We start from the raw sequence: 21,879 nt of genomic DNA, 5'->3' as shown, positions 1-21,879 counted from the left end.
CTTTCGCGCCGTCCCAATTTCACAAGATTGTGTCCTGCTAAGCTCAGTGCAGGGCACCCTCTCAGAGCTACCTTCAAGCCCACAACTAATAAGATGGAGGTAGATAATGGATACGCGCACTTCAATGCGTATCGGTCAGCCGCTCGCTGCAATGGCGCAGGTGGATGCCGACGATCCTGATGCATTCAACCACTGCTTTGCCGACGTCAACGGCATCCGCATGCACTACATCGACGAGGGCCAGGGCCCGCTCGTCATCCTGCTGCACGGCTTCCCCTACCTCTGGTACATGTGGCGGCGCCAGATCGTGGCATTGGCCGAGGCCGGCTATCGGGTTGTGGTGCCCGATCAACGCGGGTTCGGGCAATCGGACCACCCCGACGCCATCGAAGCCTATGACATGAGCCAGTCCGTCGGCGACATGGTGGGTTTGATGGCGGCCCTGGGCGAAACCTCTGCGGTGATCATCGGCCACGACCTGGGCGCCTGGGTGGCCCAGGCGGCTGCCATGTTGCGCCCGGATCTGTTCAGTGGCCTGGTGATGCTCAATACCCCGGTACCGCCGCGGGGCAAGGTCAAGCCAACCGTGGGCTTGCAGGCCATGGCGAAAGGCCGGGTCTACCACCACCTGTATTTCCAGCAGCTCACCAAGCCAGATCGCGAGCTGGCCGCTGATCCGCGCAGGACCTTGAGCAGCGTCTTCTACTCTATCTCCGGCAGCGCCGTGGGAGCCGAACGCTGGCGTCTGTTTGTCGAGGCCGGTGAGCCGATTCTCAACGCCTTTACCGAGCCGAAGGGAGCGTTCCCGTCATGGCTGAGCCCGCGGTCGCTCGACTACTACGTCGCCGAGTACACGCGCACGGGGTTTACCGGTGCCCTGAACTACTACCGCTGTCGCGACCGCAACTGGGAAATCACCGCGTTTCTCGACGGCGCGAAGGTCAGCCAGCCAAGCCTGTTCATCGGTGGTGCTGCCGACCCTTCCCTGGAGCCGGTGGAAATCCGCAGCCTCTACGACCAGATGGACGCCTACCTGCCCGCTCTGCGCAAAAAGGTGCTGCTACCCGGTGTAGGCCATAGCGCCGCAGAGGAAAGCCCGGCTCAGGTCAACGAATTGCTGCTGGAGTTTCTCGAGCAGTTGATGTCCGGCGACCCGACCTCTGAGCCAGCGGCTGGGTAAACCCCTTGATAGCGGTAATGCAAAGGCAGGGCGAACGCTACCGGCATCTGCCGTAACGCCCGCCCTGCCTTTGCACATGGACAGGGCTGGATTTTTTCCTTGTTACTCAGCTGGCAGCCTTGACCAGCAGATGATCGCCGAACTGCTCGCGCAGGCGGTTCTTCAACACCTTGCCCGTAGCACCCAGTGGAATCGTGTCGACGAAGACCACATCATCCGGCGTCCACCACTTGGCAATCTTGCCGTCATAAAAGGCCAGCAGATCTTCCCGGGTCAGGGCTGCCTGCGCTTTCCTGACGATGATCAGCAAGGGCCGTTCATCCCACTTCGCGTGTTTCACGGCGATGCAGGCCGCCTGGGCGACTGAGGGATGGCTCAGGGCAATGTTCTCCAGATCGATCGAGCCGATCCACTCGCCACCCGACTTGATCACATCCTTGCTGCGATCGGTGATCTGCATAAAGCCATCGCCATCGATGGTCGCCACATCGCCGGTGGGGAACCAGGTCTGGCCGGCGTGTTCGAGCAGTGGCAAACAGTCGCTTTCATTTCTGAAATAGTCGCGTACCACCCAGGGGCCACGCACCATCAGGTCACCCGAGGTCGCGCCGTCCCAAGGCAGCTCCAGGCCGTCCGCGCCGACGATCTTCATGTCGACGCCAAACACTGCGCGGCCTTGTTTGGACTGCACGGCATTACGCTCTTCCGAGGGCATGCCAAGGTGCCTGGCCTTGAGGGTGCCAATGGTGCCGATCGGGCTCAATTCCGTCATCCCCCAGACGTGCAGCACCGCCACGTCGTAGGTCTCCTGAAACTTGTGCAGCATTGCCGTGGGACAGGCTGCACCGCCAATGATGGTGCGTTTCATGCTGGAGAAAGGCTCGCCGGTTTGCTCCAGATACCCCAGCAGCCCTTGCCAGACCGTGGGTACGCCAGCAGAGAGCGTCACCTGCTCCGCTTCGAGCAGTTCGAACAGCGATTTGCCGTCCAGCGCAGGGCCAGGAAATACCAGCTTGGCCCCGACCATGCACGCGATGTACGGGAGCCCCCAGGCGTTGACATGGAACATGGGCACAACCGGCAGGATGACGTCGCGCGCCGAACAGTTCAGGGCATCCGGCAGCGCGGCGGCATAGGTGTGCAGCAGCGAAGAGCGATGACTGTACAGCACGCCTTTCGGGTTGCCCGTGGTGCCGGAGGTGTAGCAGAGCGTGCAGGCGGCATCCTCGTCGAGATCCGGCCAGGCGTAATCGCAGGCGCCCTGTTGCAGCAGATCTTCATAGCACAGCAGGTTGTCGATGCCGGTGTCTGTCGGCAGGTGATCGGTCATGGCGATGAACGCCTTGACCGTTGGGCAGCGGCCAGCGATGAGCTTGATCAGCGGCAGGAAGGTCATGTCGAAGAAGATGTACTGGTCTTCGGCATGATTAGCGATGTAGGCCACCTGGTCTTCATGCAGGCGCGGGTTGATGGTGTGCACAATGGCACCCATGCCGCCAATGCCGTAGTACAACTCCAGGTGACGATAGCCGTTCCAGGCCAGCGTACCGATGCGGTCGGCCGGCTGCACGCCAAGGCCGGTCAGGGCGCTGGCTATCTGGCGCGCGCGACGGTGGCAGTCACGGAAGGTGTAGCGATGGATATCGCCCTCCACCCTGCGGGACACGATCTGCGTATCGCCGTGATGGCGGTCGGCGTGCTCTATGAGCGAGGAAATCAACAGCTGCTTGTGCATCATCAAGCCATGCATGGCATCGCTCCGTTCGAAAGTCTGTGATCGGGGAGCGGGCAGGGCCTTCTGTCAGATTCCACGTCAAGACCGCGAACCGGGACAGCCTGTTTTCCTCCCCTGGATTTTTGCGATCAGGCTACTTTCCCGGCCCCCCTTGAATCGAGGGATACCGGGAGTTCTCCTGGAACCGGATCAGTTGAATGCCGTGAGGTCTTTCGGCGCGATGTCATGCTGTTCGCAATAGTCAAGATAACGCTTGAGCCCGGACTTCCAGTTTTCGAGCGCGACGATGTTGTCGTTCTCATCCAGAAACGCAAGATCGCCATTGACCTGAACCAGCGTGAGCACATAGCCGTCGCCATTTCCGGTGCTGACGACTTCTGGGGTGTGAGTCGATCCGGCGGTCTCGTACACGATGCTGCCCGGGCCGGCGACCCAGTCATGCTCCTTGTATTTCCACTGGCCTTCGAAGGTGTAGACCATCACCGTACCCGTGTGGTGGTGCTTGGGCAGTTGCATGTCGATCGGCGCCTTCATCATGACGATCCATTCGCCACGGATCGGGTCGAGCTTGAAGTACTTGAGCAGGACGTTATCGGCATAAGGGGTAAACGGAATCCAGGGCAGGGATTCGCCATCGATGACTGCGGTGTCGACGTGTTCGTAGAGCATAGGTATCTCCGTTGATTGTTGTTTTGATCGGGAATTTTTCGGCGGCCGGGATCGTCCGACCATCACGGATGGTCGGGTGCCCGGGCTGTCTGTCAGGCAGTCTGTCAGGGTCAGGTCAGCGGGGTTCCCGCCAGGGTCGCGCGCAGCATCTTCCGCGGCGCATTGCCGTAGTCAGCCACCGCGTAGTGCTGGACTTGCAGGTTGTCCCACATGGCAACCGTGTTGGTGCGCCACTTCACGCGAACTTGGTATTCCGGAATGGCGGCCTGGGAGATCAGGTAGTTCATCAGGTGATGAGCCTCGGGCATGAAGTCCTGGCCGTAGCGGATGTCCTCGAAGTTGAAGAAGTTCGAGAAATGGGTGGTGAATGCGGAATTGACGAACAGCACCTTCTCGCCGGTCTCGGGATGCACAAGCACTACCGGATGCTCGGCGCCGGGGGTCTTCAGGGCCATCGCGTGACGTTCTTCGCGTGGCAACTGGGCGCCAAAGGTCTGCTCGGCACCGTGCTTGGCATACAAGCCATCGATCCGTTGCTTGATGCTTTCGGGCAGCTTTTCGTAGGCCATCACCATGTTGGAAAACAGCGTATCGCCGCCGGTCTCCGGACCCAGTTCGCAGCGCAATACCGCACCGCGGGGCGGCGCCTGCTTGTAGGTGACATCGGCATGCCAGAGGTTTTCGCGACTAGCCTTTTCCACATAGCTCTTGGGCTTGCTCGGATCGAGATTGCGGTACAGCATCAGCAGCTTGTCCGCCTCCGGATGGCTCGGCGCCAAGGGATGGGCTTCCAGTTCGCTGAATTGCGCGGCGAAGTGCTGTTGCTCCATTGGGGTGATGTTCTGGTCGCGAAAGAACAACACTTTGTGCTTGAGCCACAGCTCCCGGATTTGCGCGATCAGTTCTGGATCTTGGGCAGCGTCGACAAGGCTGACGTTGCTGAGCTCGGCGCCGATGGCGGGTGTGCAAAGCTCTACCTTGATCGAATGCTGTCGCACCGACGACCGGATGATGGCCGGTGCCGAGGGCGATGCTGGTGAAGGGGTGTTTTGGATGTCGGCGATTTTTGTCATTGTTGTCTCCACTCCGTGCTTGTACGGCGGTGCGCAAGATATGCACCCGTTATAGGTAACTGGCCCCACTTGTTGGGCAGAGGTACTGGTCCTATAGTAGATATCTTGGGCACGAGACTATGGGCGCGGCGGGACAGTTTTTTAGCATATTGGGACGGCGCGTCGGGACCACGGACTAAGCTGATTAATGTCCACGCTCCGGCGCAGTTTTGCCTGCTGGGACGGAATTTCTAGAGATGGACGGAGGAGTGCATATCGTGAGGAGCATCGAGGGCGTCGATAATCCACGCAATATGGCTGATCAGGAGCACTAAAAAGCACGTGAGCGGTCGCCGGGCCTCGCTTTTATGCGAGAGGCCTTGGGGGCTGCCTTGTTCTCCTGTTGTAAAAGGCTCAATCCGAAAGTGATTGGTCAAACTAGCCTCGGAACCACTGCGACATCTGGTGTTTTCATCAAAGGACTTTGAGGTTCCCAAAAAAATCGAACGTCAGCTTCTGGCCGAGAACAGACCTTGGTGAACGTCCGCTTGGGTTGTGGATTGCAGCCCTTAACGACAGTCAGAAATCGGCTGTGGATTCAACCGGTCGATGCAACACCGGCAAGGTGCTTTGTATCCTTGTTATTTATACCAAAATTCCTTTATGATTCGGCCCGACGTACTCGTCTCAACAAGCCCGGTAAGATGACGCGAAATCAAAACGATTCGTTGTTTTGATAATGCGTCGGTACGGAACCCCGAGGCGGGTACGTCATCTATCTTTCTTGCACCACCACGACGCAAGTCGTGCTTCCTGCTTAATATCTCTCGCACTAAGAGGCTTACTTGCCCAATCAGTTGGATAAGTGATTTCCTCTCTAATACGAACTAAAAGTGAATGGTTTGCGCCATCGATAACGAGAGCCTCTCGATACCAACACATTAGATGCCGTGTCTCTTTAGTTACTTTTCCATGCACTTCCAGCCCAACAAAGTTACAGGTGTATCGATCAGGTGGAGTGCCTAGGAAAGATTTTAAATATGGAACAGCCCTTAGCGAAAGCGTTCGTCTCGCCTCAGACTTCGATCGTCTAGTAATATGCCGCCACGCTAGCCGTGTTACTTGAAGATTCCCAACCAGCGGATTGCTCCACTCCTGCTCTTTTAGTTTCTTGTATGCCTCTTTAGCCTTGAGCACCACTCTCGAACCTAGTGGCGCAATGGTCTGTTTGGTATGACGCCGCATCCAGGAAGCGTAGTCGTACAACCTCGTTAGGTCGTACCTAAGTGAAGGTCTTATATACTGCGTCTTGGGAACTTTTGTCGGTGTTGCGAGAGGCCTTCGAGGGTCAGTGACGTACCAATAAAGGCGATTCATTGGGGGAGGCGGAACCCAGACCACAATGCCCGGCATGCCTGTGCCAGATAGCGCATGAAGTGTTTTCCCATCAATTGATAGAGTGATGTCTCCTGAATCGGAGGACCGGCGATACGACGGCCCCGCTTTAACTTGTGCATGTGCCGTAATTAGCTTTTCCGGCTGCGCAATATGTCGAAATGATAATTTAATATCTACTTTCGCTGCATCTTCGTACATGGTGGTTGCTGTGGTTTCCGCACAGGTAGCCACCCCCAGAATGCCTGCGGCGTACCGTGCTGCCGCAGCGCCATCAGTATTAACATGAACTGCTTTAGTCATCGTTTTCAACTATCTTATAAGCGTCAAAGTTTAGTAAAATTAGAGTTCTATCGCCGGAACAGTACAGCAAGTCCTTGATCAAGCCCAACAATAGACTCGACAATAGTCCGCACTGTTGAGCGATCAAATTCACCATCGCGCTGCGAGTCATGCGTGCCACTGTTCAAGTAACTCCACTCAATCGAGCCATCGCGACCTAATAGCGCATCCAAAGCGCTCACTATCATATGCAAGGCTTCCGATTGAATCGGAAGGCGTCGTAACGCCTGCTTCAGTTTTTGGCACTTGTTGTTGAGCTCCCAAGGTGATCGCGGACCACTCAGCCTTAATTCAAGACGTCCATCTCCTTGTCGCCCCATCCAAGTCCATAGCCTGTCAGTTACGCTTTCGAGCGCCGGGCGTGCATGGCGCAGAGCGTCTCGTTTTTCGTCCTGTGCCAAAGCGTGTTGGGCAAGAAGTACGTAATTCTTAGTGGAAGGCTCCCCATCGACCCGTAGCTCGTGCTCGCCTTCGTGGGGCAGGAACTTATACCTTCGAATCATTTGAGCCCGCGCTGCTCCCAGCTCCTGCTGAATCCGAAGCAGAAATTCCTCAGCATGAGACGTGAGAATCACCTGTTTATCGTCGAGCAACCCAGCATCAAATAAGGTGCGCCAGATGCCGTTCCGATGGTCGTCGTCGATTGCGTTAACAACATCATCGCAGATCACCACCGGACAATTCTGAGAGAGGTTTTTGGCAAGTAGAATCGCCAGCCCCAAGCATTTGATATGACCTTCACTTAAGATTAAGAGCGCGTCATAGCGAATGCCCGGCTCACCCATGAACTCCAGCTCGATTTTTCCATTTTCAGCCAATGGGAGCCATAACGCTTGCAGAAGATCTCCTGGGGCGTCATCGCGATTGAACATGTTGTAGAGCTCCGTTGCGCTCTGTCCAAGCCCCTGGAGGAGCTGTGCAGGAAGTCCCGCAAGGTAGGCTCTTAACTCTGCAAAGAACTCGTCATAGGCTTGCTTGACCCGCCTATGTAACTCAACGACCGGCACCTCTGCTTCCGCTGCCGCAATCAAGTCGCGGTTGTTTTCTTCAAACCGGGCAACTGTTTCTGTCGCTTCACTGAGCTGCAAATCGTTAGCTGACCGGAAGGCATTTGCGCGCTCTACTTCCGCTCTGAAAAGATCAAGTTGCTGACGCTCCTCAACCATCGCCTCGCGTTGTGCCTGGTGAGCAAGCGCCTCTGCGTCCGACCGCTCAAGCTCAGCGCACATGCCCAGGAGCAACTGCCAAGCGGCCTTGTCATGGTCCATCCAATTAGGGAGCCAATTATCTAGGCTTGTCATGGGAAGTTCAGGCAGCATATTTTGCTGAAGCATTTCGGGAGCCACTACTCGTAAAGCCGCGACGGTATCCCTCATGGCAGCAAGCAAGGCACGAATTGCCTCATCCAGCCCTTCTTTTTGACTATTCGAATTCGCCTGCAACACTGCTAATTCAGCAAGCTCCTGCAAACCTGCCTTAGCGCGGGTGTAAGGATCGTTTTCCACTTTCGTGAGATTTGTCCCGCAGGCCGGACAAGCATCTGGCACCGAAGTGGATAGCTGAATAACTGCCTCATACAGTTGCTTGTAGGAGACTTCACCTGAGCGTTCCGCCAATACCGCAACGGAATGACGCCAGGTAGCATCAGCCTGCGTAACCTCATCCAGTCGCCCCGCCAGCAAAGCAGAATTCACTCCATATACCAAAGGCTGAGGGGCTTCTAGAGCGGTCTGCAAGGTAGGCAGGCGGCCTAGTCGTTCAGGACTTCCAATAAGCCAATCGCAGGCCAACTGGTAGGTCGAGCCTTGCAAAACACGCTCGGCGATTGCCGATTCCTGCAATGTCAATTGGGCGACTCGTGCCTCGTTCTCCTGAATCGTTTGCTCTGCGGCGGCCAGCCCGAGTTTAAGAAGGGCAAGCCGCGTGGCTTGCGGGCCCTCAAGGTCCAAGTTGTCATCGAGCGACGGATTGAAGCCTCTGACGAAGTCGCTGAACTGATCTACCCCGAACAAGGTAGCGATTAACTGCCGCTGGTCACTAGGGGTTCGTGCAGCGATTCGCGCAAAGTCGTCTAGTCGATTTTTCTCGATAAAACAGAACCGGTAGGCCTCGTCATTTGCCTGCAAAGGCGTTGGCTCACCGCCGTCACGCTGCGCGGTGAGCTGAGGAAGATCGTAACGTCTCAGGCGCGCGTTTTTGCAATAATCCCTAGCATCAATTCGCTTGGCTTGCGCTTCGCTTATTGAGCCCAGTAGCGCGATCTCCAAAGCTTCGCAGAAGCTGCTCTTGCCCGTCCCGTTTGCACCGTACACCAACGTAATGCTCTCACTCAGGTCGAACACCTCAGGACGCATGAAGCCTCGGAACGGACCAACGCGAAGCTCATGTAGCCGTCCAAACAACTCGGCATTACCCGCTGGCATTTGAGCCGTAGGTAGCTGGGACGATGTCGTGCTCAAGTGTCGCACCGCAAGCGGTGCAAGACGTAGTGAGCGAGCGCGGCGAGTAGCCCCTACCTCCGCTAGGTTCTCAAGGTGACCCAACACGAGATTCGCCAACCGGCGCGTGTCTTCAGAAGCGGCTCGATCAGACAATGAGTGAAGGAATCGTTGATACTCCGCACGTACACTCGACATAGTCAATTCCTACCCTGGACTGAAGTCCTTCCGAAGCCCCCCAACGATAGCACTTTGCCTACAAAATGCCGGGCTTGGTAGCGTATTGTGATCGATTTACGATCCTTATTAGTGCTAAAGGGCTGCTTGGCCGACTTCTGACTTTCGCCACCGTCAGCTAAGGATTGATTGCTGCCCGTCACGAAAGGCAGAAAACGGCTAAAAAGTGGTCACCCTGCCTGTCGCTACTAACCAGATCGAATTGAAGCTGAGCTTCCGTTTTTCTTATGGTGGCCGGTGGCAATAAAGAAGTTGCTTTCATCATGAACCTGACCCCATTATTCTACAAAACACCCATTGGTACGGAAAATGCTATTAATTTAATCATCCGTACCGACATCATCTGCTTTTAGTTACCACATTTGATGAAGACCTAGATGCAAGACATGGATGCTCAATTGGTACGAATATGAATTATGAAATTTTTGATATTTCAGATTTCAAGCAGGAGGAGTTTGAGCCACTTGGAACAAAGGCAAAATATTGGTGCTCTGACCCGCTAGGAAATCATTACCTATTCAAATCAATCGAAACATATGACTCAACTAACAGCATCATATTAAGAGACGGGGAGGATTGGTCAGAAAAAATATCATGCGAACTTGCAAAAAAGCTGCTTATCCCTTGCGCAGACTACGAGTTAGCACGCGACAAATCAGTCCGTGGCGTAATTACCAGGAATTTCATTTCTAGCGACAATGCATACCTTGTAACAGGAAATGAAATCCTAAAAAATTATAGCGCCCCTATCAACACCGAAGTTCAGAAAAAATCTGAAAAACAAAACATCATGCATGTCTATATTATTCTGCGACGAATAATAAGAAACAAACCCCTCGGATTTAACAGCTTACCAAGCATTAAAAGCGCCGCTGACTTTTTTACTGGCTACTTAATGCTCGACGCCCTGTTGTCAAACCAAGACAGACACAGTGAAAACTGGGGATTGATTGTTACTGGCAAGGGACGTTTTCATCTAGCTCCAACATTTGACCACGCGGCTGGGTTAGGCAGGAATGAATCTGATGAAACAAAGGAAAACAGATTAACCTCTCAAGACAGGGGGCAGCATGTTTCAAACTACGTACAGCGAGCAAAATCTTTTTTTTATTTAAAAGATAAAAGATTGCGAACTTTAAAAGCATTTGAATATTTTGGAATATTGAACCCGCGAGCAGCTATAAGCTGGCTAACTCAGCTGAACGCATTGACTACTGACATAATGCAAGCTATTATTGAACCAGTGCCTGCGGAAATAATGAGCGATGTATCTAAAAAATTTGCCCTTGAAATGCTTTGTTGTAACAAGTCGAATATGATGAATCTTTTACCTTTCTTTAAGGAAAACTTAGATCCATCATTTAGAAAGCGGCAGATTAAAACATATGAGTAGTGCATTTGTTATTTGGCAAGATCCTGAGACAACTATGTGGGAACCAGTTGCCAAGTTGGCCGAGGCTCATGGAATTTATAGTTTCTCTTATACCCAAGGTGCGCTCAATAAGAATTTCGTTCCGTTTCCACGCATGAACATCTTGGATAAAGTATATGAATCAACCGAGCTTTTTCCTTTCTTTCAAAATAGATTAATCCCCGAACGGCGTCCAGAATACTTTACCATGCTGTCATGGTTAGATATGGTGCCTGGCGCCAACGACCCTCTTGAAATCCTTAGTGCGTCAGGAGGCTCAAGAAAAACAGATAATTTCAGGATTATTAAAGTACCGCAAATGTCAGCAAACAAAGAGTATCGATTGAAATTCTTTTTGAGCGGCATTGCGTATATTTCAGGCGACGCCAAAAGAGAACTTTTGACTCTGGATAGTCGAACTCGACTATCTTGTATTATTGAGGAAGGGAATCGCGCCGACTCGAATGCAATTTCAGTCATTAATCCCTGCACAGGACACCACCTTGGATACTACCCTCACTATCTAAATGAGGATTTAATCTACGTAAATCGCAAGCTTGGAGTGACAGGTAACCAACTTATTACTAGCATCCCCGTCCTCAAAGTCAACTTAAGCGCACCTGAACAATATAGGCTTTTGTGTGAGTCAGTAACTCCTTGGCCGGATGGCTTCGTACCTTTTCAATCAGAAAAATATAAACTTCTTGCGACTAAAAATCGATTTCCTAGTCGCCGGGAATAGGTAAGACTGCATATTAATCTCATGCTAACTCATGGCTCAACCGATGAGTTCTGCAGCAACCGCTCAGCATTATATTTAATTCACGACCTGTCCACATAATAGTTCGCAGCCATCAAAATTCGCCAGCCTATTAATCAGCAGGCACTTACCTTTTTATTCATAATTCTGTCAGCACTATGACGCCGGTAAAAGGAAGCGTGTTGATGCTTTTCCGGCGTGGATTTTAAGTCTCTAGACTTAGTGCTGGCGAAATGAGCACCCTACAACCAACGTGAGAACCAAAACAGTTGGATCGACTGCGACTCTTCGAACAAGCCTCTCTCCCCCAAGGAACCCCATGGAACTGCTGTTTTGTTCGGTTAAGCTCCATAAGCATCCAAACGCCAATCGGACCGGTAAAAAAGATAAAGGCTAGCGCGCTTCGTAAGGCTTAGACAGGGACTTGTCGTCTTGGCGAATGACTGCTAGTGGCCGATTCTGTTGAAAAAGTCGGTTCGCCCAAACAGCCTGGTCATTGACTGGTTAAAACGCCTTTTTTGCACACTGCTACGTGAAATCTGAGTCCGGGAAGCCTCTGCCGAAAGTAAAGATTTCAATCTCGGACGCATACTTTTCTGCTGCGGAAACCATGGTCGACTTTTTCAACAGAATCGGCCGACTTCAGCCTGTCGCAACCTGCTGAAAACGGCCAGAAGCTGCCGGTCAGTCCCAGTCGATACCAGACAAAATCTGACGTTTGGATCTGTCTATAAAACCCGGGGCGATTCAGTGTTCGCCGGCCCCTTACGCCTAGAGCGTACCGAATCACCAATGGTTAGCTAGGGCGCAAGGCAACCGAACACGGTACACGCGGCTGACGGCGAATCATTACACGGCTGTGGCATATGGGGGCGGAAGCTGCAATCCAATCTTCTAGACGGCGGACAACCGGTATTCATTTCTCCGTGAGCACCGCGCCTAGCCTCGGCCACGTCTCGTGGCGATTCCCCAAAATGCCCCAGCACTGACCACCGGCCTACTTCGTATCTCGATATGAATAGGCTACGAAATTAGCTATGAGCTAGGGTACAAATCGATCACTTTAGGATCGTTATTTTTGGCCTTCAGAAATCGATTTTCGTTTATCAGTACTTCGTTAATAGAAGCGAGGCTGGCGACCTTTGTCCGGAGCTCCTCGACCTCCTTGCGCAACGCCCGGTTCCTTTCTCGTTCGACGCTTAAATCCTTATGTTTCACATCGCGCTGAGCGCGACTCGAGCGCCCTTGTATATTACGGATCGCCTCGGCTATCTTCGGGTAGTGGTTGTGTATGAGTGCAGCCGATACGCCTGCTTCACGTGCTACAGCGGCAATAGTTATTTTTTTTTCTCCGTTTTTAGCGCGGCCGTGCTCGATTCGATAGAGCGCTAGTCGTAACTCTTTTTCCCGGGTGTCGGCGGCCTTGCGTTTGATGGTCATACTGCTTCGCTCTCCGGGTCGTATCCAAGCTGCATAAGCACGCTACGACAGCGATCCATATCGCGCCAAACACGTACTTTCCCACTATGACCAATATTGTGGCAGTCCAGCAGATCCTTCAGGTTGTTATAGAGTTGCCGGTAAATACCAAGATGGCCACGGCCGATCACTGCATTGTTGCAATCGCCGCAGCGCGTGCGCTCCACGGTGTTACCCACGCAGGCATCATTGTCAGCCGTACACCAGGCGTGACCGTTGCTACGGATGGCAGTGCTTTCGGCAATCGAAACAATCATCGACTGATGGTCCTTAAAAATTGCAAGGTTCGAAGGATCGCGTTGCCATTTTTTCAGAGCGCGACCGTAGCCACCAGCCAGCAAGTCGTCATTCAACCAACCATCGACCGTGCCTAGTTTGATGTCGTCTAATTCAGCTTGGATCTCGTTGTACAAGTCCAAATCAAGATGACTGCCCCAACTCTCATCCATGGCGTAGCCTAAAGTCATGTCCATCGACCAATGTGCAAAATGCACCCGCAAATACCGCAGATCTCCGAACCGGCTGTGGGCCACGTAGTTGGCGAACTTACGGCGAAACTGATGACTGGCTAAGGGCCAATCCAGTCCTTTTTCCACAGCGAGCGCTTTAAGAGAGAAGTTCGATGCTGTTAATGACAACGTACGCACCGAATTTCTATTTTTTCTGCCTAAAAATAGCGCATGTCGATGCAGTTGTGCGCGAGCTATTTCAGGGTCTAGTGGATTGTCCTTCCGGCGCTTAGCGATCTCTTCGGCAATAGTGGCTTGATAAGGCCTGGCCCAACGCTCCATTACGCGCAGCGCCAGGACGGCAGCCTCGGGAATCATCCAGTCGTGCATTCCAGCATCGGTTTTTTCCGACTTCGATCGCATCCAGTGATAAAGCGTACCGTCTTCGTCTTGGGTACAGTGGTGCGAACCTGAGGTTACGTTGGCTAATTCGTGATTGCGGCAACCGGAGGTACAGGCTAGTACTACGTAGCAGGCGATGCGCAAATCATGGAGCGCTTTATTGAACGCTGCAGATCCGCCACCCCAGCCGAGAGATGCAAGAAGAAAGGTTTTTTTCTTCCAAAAATTTCTATTAGCTACTTTCCACGTTGTACTTGCCTCTGCAACAGCATCACGTATATCCAGCAGAGCTTTACCGCGCTCAACCTGTACGTAAGACTGCTCGAACAATGCGCAGAACACCTCATCCGGCATAAGTGGCGTCGTGCACCCTTGTATGCTGCGGGGGCCTCTCCTCTTCAACCCAGCCAATGCAGAAGACGAGGTGTCGGGCCAAGGGTGCTCCCGAAGTGGATCTTTAGTGTATTGACTCAACTCATAGAAAGCTTCGACAGCACTAAAACGGTTTGAAAGGGTGTTTCGTTTTAGCGGTTTTCCATCGGTTTTTCGTGCCTCTCGACATAGGGTTACGTAATTCGTAAAAATAATGGGCGTTACTGCACCGAACCGATTGATTTTGAGTGAATGCAAGTACCGCAGAAAGTATATCGCTTGGACGAGAACGTTAATCAGCGTCGATCCTTTCGGCCTCGGTTGGCCTAATCGTCCTTTCCGTAGGAATCGATACATCACCGCCTTAGTCGCCTCTCTAAACGGAGCAGGCACCTTGCGGAAATCTAGGTATGTGTGGGACTCAGACCTGTTAGTCGGTAGTCCATTAAGTTGCCAGCGATCATCGCCATAGCGACTGAGAATGACCCACTGTTCTTCTAAATGGACAGAGCTCACAATGAGGGCGTTTCGTTCATCCTTGCGCAGTGCTCGTACATCATTTGGTTGCGATTCGACGCATATCCACGATTGTGACAGTTCCGTGTTTGTGTTCATATCAAATCCTCTAGACTTGATATCTCATCGAACGACCAGAATGGGTGGGGCTCGACACGAGCATGCTCGCGTGCGGCCTCCACAGCTTTGAGATTGAAGGTCCCGCGTCTAATGCCCTCCGCTAGGATGTAGTTATCAATTAACCGAGGAATATGTGCGTAATCCCGCGCCCAGCGCCGTTTGTCAACGCGTGTGCGCTCAGATAAAACACGAAAATAAAAACTGAACAGCTTATGCAGATCGTCGCCTGTCACAGCGTAATTCCGGCACCGAATACAATTGAGAAAGTTGATGCACGTGGCGCCTTCTTTCTTGGGGGCGTGCTGGCCTTTCTCTGGGTCGCTACAGTGTCCCATTGGGGTAACATGATAGGTCGCGCCAATAGTGCCGCTCAGTAACTCTTCAACGAGAACCTCCCCCATGAATCGCCAGTTACGCTTGGCGTCCTCATTTGGCTCCAGGTAGTTACGCGCGGCGACTTGGGGCGAGTTGCCAAGGACTATTGCAGTAGTAGCCAAGTCATGATTCAGCAGTTCAAAGATGCGATTTGAGAAAGTTTTTCGCAAACGCGAGATATTTATACGGAGTGGCAGGCCATTACTGTCCGTAAGTCCATAGTGGGCGACAAGTTTGCAAATGGCGCGGTCCAATTGGTTTGGGTCCAGCGCTTTTACTCTTCCGCACTGATCTCCTGACTGATACAACCAAGCGCGGTTCTTCAGGTCATCTGGCGCTGATGCTCGTAGCAACTCGGTGCGGGCGAGTACGCGTTCAATCAAACGCTTAACGTTGGTTTTGATGGTCGGCGTCGACTCCAGCAGGCGTTCATGTGTGCTGTCAGCGCGCAGGATGACTTTGCTGGTGTTGTGCCCGCGTCGTTTCCATAACACCAGAAAGGTACTGCCGTCTTTAGGATGGGCGCGCATGCAGTCCCGGCTCATTTCTAACAATGGGGTGGTATTTCTTCCTGTGTGCAACGCCACAATCAGTAAAGCATAGGACAACAGTACGCCGGTCATCGGAGTATCATCCTGCCAGATTGGCATGACGGCTTCTTTAACGGCCGCAGAAAACGCTTGTCGTTGGTCTTTCGGCAGTGGAACCTCACCCTTTGCTTGTTTGTTGCTATTTGGGTAGGGGTTGTTTGGGAAAGTGGCAGCATCACCTGAGGCAACTACATTGATCAATCCTCGGCGACCTAGAGCTTTAAGGACCGACTTCGTCTGCGAGTAAGTGACCTTGTTACTGCTAAATTTAACCCTCCGTTCTCCGAGGAAACCTATATAATCGTCGATTAGTCCACGATCGATGTCAGCCAAGGTTAACTCGCGTTCGAATGCGGTTGCACGTAGCACTAGGTAGTCGAGGAATTGACTCATTCCCGTGCAGTAAGCGGTCAGCGTACTTACTTGGATCTCAGCGTCCTGCCCCGCTTGAAAACGCTCGATCTGCTTCTGGCATGCATAGGTGATTGAATCGATGGCTACCCCGTACCAGCGTGCATAATCGAACGATCTCCTACTAGTACAATTTCTCCCAAACTCAATCCTGGAAGTTTCTGGTGAGACTGCTTCAGGTATCAAAGTGACACGTCTGGCGTGATAAGGCTTGTGCTCAACCTGAGGCGCGCTGAGCTCAGTCATGATATAAACCTTACGTTTACCCATCAGACCACCTCAAAAATTTCATTCAGCTCATCGTCGTAGGCCAGTACCGCGCTATCGGCCAACTCGTTAATCAAATGCAAGTACACCATTGTTGTTTGGATCGAACTGTGGCCCAGTTGTCGTTGTAAGAACACCAATGGATCAATCCTGCTGCCATTGTGTTGTAGGGCAACTAAGGTGTGAGTAGCATAGGTATGACGCAACATATGGGGATGGACTTCGATGCCGACACTTTTTCCGATATTTCGAACGATGCGCTCGAACCCCTTTCCCTCGCCGGCAAAGCGCTCGCCGAATTGGTTGAGGAACAGCGGCTTCTGTTCTGTCGGATGTAATGTTGCCCGCTCACCGCGAGTCTGAATCAGGTAGCGGTACAAGCTGGACAAGAAGCGCGAACTGATATAAATATCCCGTGGCTTGTTGCCCTTTGTCCGCATGCCGTGACCATCGTTTGGGTCGAGGCAAATCCGAATATTTCGCTCGCGTCTACCGCTTTTCTCGGGGTCGAAGACATACGTATAAGGAAAGGTAACAATTTCTTCGCGGCGTAGGCCAGTTTGGAGTCCAAGCTTGATCATCAGTCGGTGATGTGGGTTTTCCGCGGCTCCTAATAGCGCCTTCACCTGCTCCAAGGATAGAAATTTCGGAAGTGTCCGATGCTTGCGAGGCATTATGTCGTTCGCCATGGTTTTGCCACCGCTGGCATCTACGTGGGCAAGAAAGCTAGTCTCACGCTTAACCGTTCGCTCTTCATAGCTGAACGGCAGTCTGCTAACCCATTCATTTGCCAGCGCGTATTCGTAGAACTTGCAAACGTAGTGCAATCTTTGCCTGATTGTAGATGTTGCCAATCCACATTCTTCTTTGGAATAGTCTCGGTAGGCAGCGAGTAGGCTCTTAGCCTCGCCACGATCAACATCGCGCCAATCGAGCATATGTGCCTGGAGGAAACTAAAGAAATCGTATAGCGCACGTCCGACGCTCGGCCAGGATTTCTTAGAGCCGATGGCTCCACGCAGCAAGTAATGGCGAGCGAAGTAGTTGGCGGGAACACAACTCTCCATTGTGTCCCAAAGTAAGATGGGAAAGCCTTGATACGAGCGTCCAGCTATAACCAAATTTTCAGTGGCCCAAACAAGCTCCATCAGCTTACCCCTCCACGAGGACGAGTCGACAAATTCTTGTCTCATGACACGAAGTCAAGGAGCTCAATGCCCTAGATTCCGAAAGCTACAAATCATTTATTTGTGATGCGATTTACTCTTTGTTGCTAAAGCTAGTTCACTACTAACGTTTATCAAGCGCCAGTACATGGAACATGCACCTTGCATCAGCCAGATCGCCACGTTGCTGGCTGACCCAAAGCGCAGCGCAATGATGTGGGCCTTGATGGATGGTTCGGCGCGAGCAACCGAAGAGTTGGCATTGCTGGCCGGCCTGTCATCGTCGTCGGCCAGTGCACACTTGGGCCGTTTGTCCGCCGGAGGTCTGCTGAAGGTTGAGAGCCGCGGCCGCAAACGCTTCTTCCGCCTGGCCGCTCCCGAGGTCGGAGCGGCAATCGAAGCACTGGCCAGCGCGACCTTCGCCAGCGCACCCCAGGATATTCCGGACGTATTCAAGCGCAATGCACCTCTGGTCAAACCCCGGGTGGTGCGGTCGCCATTGTTGAGTGCCCGACTGTGCGACGATCACTTGGGGGGTACCCTGTCCGCCGATCTGTATCAGCGGCTGCTGGAGGCGGGCTGGATCGAACACTTTGATCAGCGGGTCACGGTCACGCTCAAGGGCGCGACAGAGTTGGCGGCACGGTGAGTGTTCATCCAGGCGCTGGCCCATCACAACGGCAGGGTTGCCTGCGCCTGCCCCGACTGGAGCGAAAGGCGCCCGCACATGGGCGGCTCGCTGGGCGCGGCATTGTTGCAGCTGTTCATGCAGTCGGGGTGGTTGAGCCTGCCCAACGATTCCCGAACCTTGCAGGTGACGGCCTCCGGGCAACGGGAAATTCATCGCTTTGCCAGTGAGTCCGAACTGGAAATGGCGTTGTAGGAGCCGGCTTGCCGGCGATGGCGGCCTCTCATCCAGCATCAATACTGGAGGTGATGGCCTTATCGCTGGCAAGCCAGCTCCTGCAAGGTTTGCGTTTGCCTTTAGGGTTTTACCAACCGCGCATCGAGACTGTTCTGCGCCAGGCGCTTGGCCTGATCCTGGGTCATGCCCAGATGGGTGTGCAACGCATGGAAGTTCTCGGTGACATAACCGCCGAAATACGCCGGGTCATCGGAGTTCACGGTCACTTTCACGCCGCGTTCGAGCATGTCGAGAATGTTGTGCTGCGACATGTGATCGAACACGCAAAGCTTGGTGTTCGACAACGGGCACACGGTCAGCGGGATCTGCTCGTCGATGATTCGCTGCATCAGGCGCTCGTCTTCGATGGCGCGCACGCCATGGTCGATGCGCTGAATTTTCAGCAGGTCGATGGCTTCCCAGATGTACTCGGGCGGGCCTTCTTCACCGGCGTGGGCGACGGTCAGGAAGCCTTCGTGGCGGGCACGGTCGAACACGCGCTGGAACTTGCTCGGCGGGTGGCCCATCTCGGAGCTGTCCAGGCCCACGGCGACGAACGCATCGCGGAACGGCAGCGCCTGATCGAGGGTTTTCTGGGCTTCGTCTTCGCTCAGATGGCGCAGGAAGCTCAGGATCAAACCACTGGTGATGCCCAGTTGCTGTTCACCATCCTTGAGCGCGGCGGCGATGCCGTTGAGCACCACTTCGAACGGGATGCCACGGTCGGTGTGGGTCTGCGGGTCGAAGAACGGTTCGGTGTGAATCACGTTCTGCTCTTTGCAGCGCAGCAGGTACGCCCAGGTCAGGTCATAGAAGTCCTGGGATGTGCGCAGCACATCGGCACCCCGGTAATACAGATCGAGGAACTCCTGCAGGTTGTTGAAGGCATACGCCTTGCGCAAGGTTTCGACGTCGTTCCATGGCAAGGCAATCTTGTTGCGCTCGGCCAGGGCGAACAACAGCTCCGGCTCCAGCGAGCCTTCCAGGTGCAGGTGCAATTCTGCCTTGGGCAGGGCGTTCAGCCAGTCGTACATAATTCTTTTCTCATCAGGTGCAATGGTCGCCATTCTACAGAGGGTTGCCGCAACAATTGGTAAAACCTGACCAGGCGGTTGATCACACCGCTTCCGGTTCCCGTCGATAAGCGTAGGTATCGGCGAAGCGCGAGAGCAGGAGCTCGGCGCAGGTGGTGGCCGGGTATTTCGCCGGGTGCAATGTGTCCTGACATCCGGGCAGGCATTCGATGCGGGTATCCGGGTGCGGCTCGGCGAAGAACGGCATCGAATAACGATCCACGCCCAGGGGGCTGATCACCCGGTGCGGCGTCGACAGGTAACGGTCGTTGCTCCAGCGCGCCATCATGTCGCCGAGGTTGACCACGAACGTACCTTCGATCGGCGGCGCGTCGATCCATTCGCCTTTGACGTTGCGTACTTGCAAGCCACCGGCGGCGTCCTGATAGAGCAGGGTGATGCAGCCGTAGTCGGTGTGCGCGCCGGCACCTTGTTGCTCTTCGGAACTGGCGGTGTGGCGCGGCGGGTAATGGATCATCCGCAGCACGCTGACCGGCTCATTGAAGCGCGCGTCGAAGAAATCACGCTCAATCCCCAGCACGATGGTCATTGCCCGCAACAGCGTTTGCGCGAGGTCTTGCATGTCGACGTAGTGCTGCTCCATCAGCGCTTCCCAGCCGGGTATGGACGGATGGCGATTGGGGCCGCGCAGGGGTTTTTCCGCCAGTACGTCAGGGTGCTCGGCCGGTAGGTGCAGGCCCATGTCGAAGGTTTCTTTGAGGTCGCTGGGTTTGCTCGGGTCCAATTGCTCGGTGGCAATGGCGCCGTAACCGCGATGGTGACGGGTCTGGGTGATGTCGATCTTGAGCTTTTCGGCGGTAGGTTGGCCGAAGAAGCGTTTGGCGCTGTCGAGTAGTTCGTCGATCCGCTCAGTGCTGATCGGATGGCCCTTGATGTAGAAGAAACCCCACTCGCGGCAGGCGAGGTCGATTTGTTCGGCCACCGCTGGCCAGGCGGATGGATCGTCGCTGTAGAGCGGGGTGATGTCGATGATGGGGAGGCTGTTCATGGATTGTCCTGAAAAAACGCAGACTGGAAAACACTGAAGAACCCTGTGGGAGCGAGCTTGCTCGCGATGAGGCCAGCACAACAAACATCTTTGCTGACTGAAAGTCCGCCATCGCGAGCAAGCTCGCTCCCACAGGGACGGTGTTTCAGCATTGGAGAATTACTTCGGAATCTCGGCCTTCATGCCTTCCACGTAGTAATTCATCGACGCCAGTTCCGCCGTGGTCGCACTCTCGCCCGCTGGGATTTTCTCGACCCCGGCCTGATCCTTGATCGGCCCGGTGAACAGTTGCAGCGCACCGCTCTTGATGTCGGCGATGAGCTGCTCGGCTTCGCTCTTCACCGTCGCCGGTACCAGGTCACTGATCGGCAGCTCAACGGTGCCCTCCTTCAAACCGCCCCAGTAGTCCCGGGATTTCCAGTCATGGTCGAGCACGCTTTGGGTTGCTTGAACGTAGTGCGGCCCCCAGTCATTGACGATGGAGGTCAGCACCGCTTTCGGCCCGAAGTGCGCCATGTTCGAAGCGTAGCCCACGGCATACACGCCGCGACGTTCGGCGGCCTGGATCGGCGCGGGACTGTCGGTGTGCTGGAACACCACGTCCACGCCCTGATCGATCAACGCGTTGGCGGCGTCCGCTTCCTTGCCCGGATCGAACCATGAGTTGACCCACACCACCTTGATCTCGGTGCCGGGATTGTATTTGTTCAGGGCCAACTGGATGGCGTTGATGTCGCGGATCACTTCCGGGATCGGGAAGGAGGCGACGTAGCCGACCTTCTTGGTCTTGGTCATCTTCGCCGCGAGGAAGCCGCCGACGTAGCGGCCCTCGTAAGTGCGCGCCAGGTAAGTGCCGAGGTTCTTGTCCTGCTTGTAGCCGGTGGCGTGTTCGAAGGTCACCTTGGGAAACTGTTTGGCAACTTTCACCGTCGGGTTCATGTAGCCGAAGGAGGTGGTGAAGATCAGGTCGTAGTTGTCCTTGGCCATGTTGCGGATCACCCGCTCGGCGTCGGCGCCTTCGGCGACGTTTTCCACGTAGTTGGTGGTGATCTGCGAGCCGAATTTTTCCGCGAGTTCCTTGCGCCCCTGTTCATGCTGATACGTCCAGCCGTGGTCACCGATCGGACCGATATAGACGAAGCCGACTTTCAGCGGATCGGCGGCTACGGCGGTCAGGCTGGCGCTCAAACCGATGGCCGCCGCAACGGCGCAAAGCAGCTTCTTCAACGGACGTTTGTGCATGAATTGAAACTCCATTTTGTTGTGAGGTTGGCTGGGCTCTCGGGCTTGCACAGGGCAATGCAAGTTGCTGACCAACAAGACAACAAAATTGGAATCCACGGTGATGCCATCGCGAGCAGGCTCGCAACAGGTCCTTCAAGTCCGATAACAGTGCGTGTCCTTGCACAGCTGCCACCCACTGGTGCGCCAATCCGGATGGTCATGACCCTCCACAAAACCAATGTGGGAGCGGGCTTGCTCGCGAAGGCGGTGTGTCAGTCACATAAATATCGACTGATACAACGC

At 54.1% G+C, this 21,879-nt stretch carries 14 protein-coding genes and 1 pseudogene; 4 read left to right on the top strand and 11 right to left on the bottom strand.

Translation table 11 applies throughout. The annotated features are described in order from the left end of the window. The first annotated feature begins 106 nt into the window (after positions 1-106). Positions 107-1,180: an alpha/beta hydrolase gene (locus AC1RS8_RS00075; RefSeq protein ID WP_154863185.1), complete on the top strand. Its 1,074-nt coding sequence runs from the start codon at positions 107-109 to the stop codon at positions 1,178-1,180. Between the two features lie 106 nt (positions 1,181-1,286). Here AC1RS8_RS00075 and AC1RS8_RS00070 read toward each other — a convergent pair whose 3' ends face one another. The 4 genes from AC1RS8_RS00070 to AC1RS8_RS00055 form a co-directional block, all read right to left on the bottom strand. Then, positions 1,287-2,930: a 3-(methylthio)propionyl-CoA ligase gene (locus AC1RS8_RS00070; RefSeq protein ID WP_493162031.1), complete on the bottom strand. Its 1,644-nt coding sequence runs from the start codon at positions 2,928-2,930 to the stop codon at positions 1,287-1,289. 174 nt (positions 2,931-3,104) lie between these two features. After that, positions 3,105-3,584 (bottom strand): 2,4'-dihydroxyacetophenone dioxygenase family protein, encoded by a 480-nt coding sequence (locus AC1RS8_RS00065; RefSeq protein WP_064678531.1) that lies wholly within the window; start codon positions 3,582-3,584, stop codon positions 3,105-3,107. 110 nt (positions 3,585-3,694) lie between these two features. Further along, entirely contained in the window at positions 3,695-4,567 is an 873-nt protein-coding gene (locus tag AC1RS8_RS00060; RefSeq protein WP_458371267.1) for a TauD/TfdA dioxygenase family protein, read from the bottom strand. A 1,814-nt stretch (positions 4,568-6,381) separates the two neighbouring features. After that, on the bottom strand, positions 6,382-9,009 hold the full coding sequence (locus AC1RS8_RS00055; protein WP_493162029.1) for an AAA family ATPase: 2,628 nt from the start codon (positions 9,007-9,009) through the stop codon (positions 6,382-6,384). Positions 9,010-9,457: 448 nt separating this feature from the next. Between AC1RS8_RS00055 and AC1RS8_RS00050 the strand changes: the two genes are divergently transcribed. Then, positions 9,458-10,441 carry a HipA domain-containing protein gene (locus tag AC1RS8_RS00050; protein ID WP_493162027.1) on the top strand — a complete coding sequence of 328 codons (984 nt, stop codon included), beginning with the start codon at positions 9,458-9,460 and terminating at the stop codon, positions 10,439-10,441. Then, entirely contained in the window at positions 10,434-11,201 is a 768-nt protein-coding gene (locus AC1RS8_RS00045; protein ID WP_493162025.1) for a hypothetical protein, read from the top strand. The genes AC1RS8_RS00050 and AC1RS8_RS00045 overlap by 8 nt, the downstream gene beginning before the upstream one ends. 1,053 nt (positions 11,202-12,254) lie before the next feature. Here the strand turns inward: AC1RS8_RS00045 and AC1RS8_RS00040 are convergent. From AC1RS8_RS00040 to AC1RS8_RS00025, 4 genes are all read right to left on the bottom strand, one after another. After that, on the bottom strand, positions 12,255-12,659 hold the full coding sequence (locus AC1RS8_RS00040) for a coiled-coil domain-containing protein (protein WP_493162023.1): 405 nt from the start codon (positions 12,657-12,659) through the stop codon (positions 12,255-12,257). Next, positions 12,656-13,903, bottom strand: a complete 1,248-nt coding sequence (locus AC1RS8_RS00035) for a site-specific integrase (protein ID WP_493162021.1) — start codon at positions 13,901-13,903, stop codon at positions 12,656-12,658. The genes AC1RS8_RS00040 and AC1RS8_RS00035 overlap by 4 nt, the downstream gene beginning before the upstream one ends. Positions 13,904-14,532: 629 nt before the next feature. After that, the gene (locus AC1RS8_RS00030; protein WP_493162019.1) at positions 14,533-16,203 is read right to left on the bottom strand and encodes a site-specific integrase; all 1,671 of its coding nucleotides are present in this window, start codon (positions 16,201-16,203) and stop codon (positions 14,533-14,535) included. After that, positions 16,203-17,348, bottom strand: a complete 1,146-nt coding sequence (locus AC1RS8_RS00025) for a tyrosine-type recombinase/integrase (RefSeq protein WP_493162017.1) — start codon at positions 17,346-17,348, stop codon at positions 16,203-16,205. The genes AC1RS8_RS00030 and AC1RS8_RS00025 overlap by 1 nt, the downstream gene beginning before the upstream one ends. A gap of 166 nt (positions 17,349-17,514) precedes the next feature. Between AC1RS8_RS00025 and AC1RS8_RS00020 the strand changes: the two are divergent. Then, a pseudogene (locus tag AC1RS8_RS00020) lies at positions 17,515-18,249 on the top strand (helix-turn-helix domain-containing protein). A gap of 101 nt (positions 18,250-18,350) precedes the next feature. Here AC1RS8_RS00020 and AC1RS8_RS00015 read toward each other — a convergent pair. The 3 genes from AC1RS8_RS00015 to AC1RS8_RS00005 form a co-directional block, all read right to left on the bottom strand. Further along, positions 18,351-19,304, bottom strand: a complete 954-nt coding sequence (locus AC1RS8_RS00015) for an adenosine deaminase (RefSeq protein ID WP_007996475.1) — start codon at positions 19,302-19,304, stop codon at positions 18,351-18,353. Between the two features lie 82 nt (positions 19,305-19,386). Further along, positions 19,387-20,352 (bottom strand): 2-oxoglutarate and iron-dependent oxygenase domain-containing protein, encoded by a 966-nt coding sequence (locus AC1RS8_RS00010; protein ID WP_489339692.1) that lies wholly within the window; start codon positions 20,350-20,352, stop codon positions 19,387-19,389. A gap of 159 nt (positions 20,353-20,511) precedes the next feature. After that, the gene (locus AC1RS8_RS00005) at positions 20,512-21,594 is read right to left on the bottom strand and encodes a BMP family ABC transporter substrate-binding protein (protein WP_489339693.1); all 1,083 of its coding nucleotides are present in this window, start codon (positions 21,592-21,594) and stop codon (positions 20,512-20,514) included. Positions 21,595-21,879: the final 285 nt, after the last annotated feature.

The sequence above is a fragment of the Pseudomonas sp. GW821-FHT12A04 genome (assembly GCF_058807755.1).
This window is presented reverse-complemented; position numbering and strand designations above follow the sequence as displayed.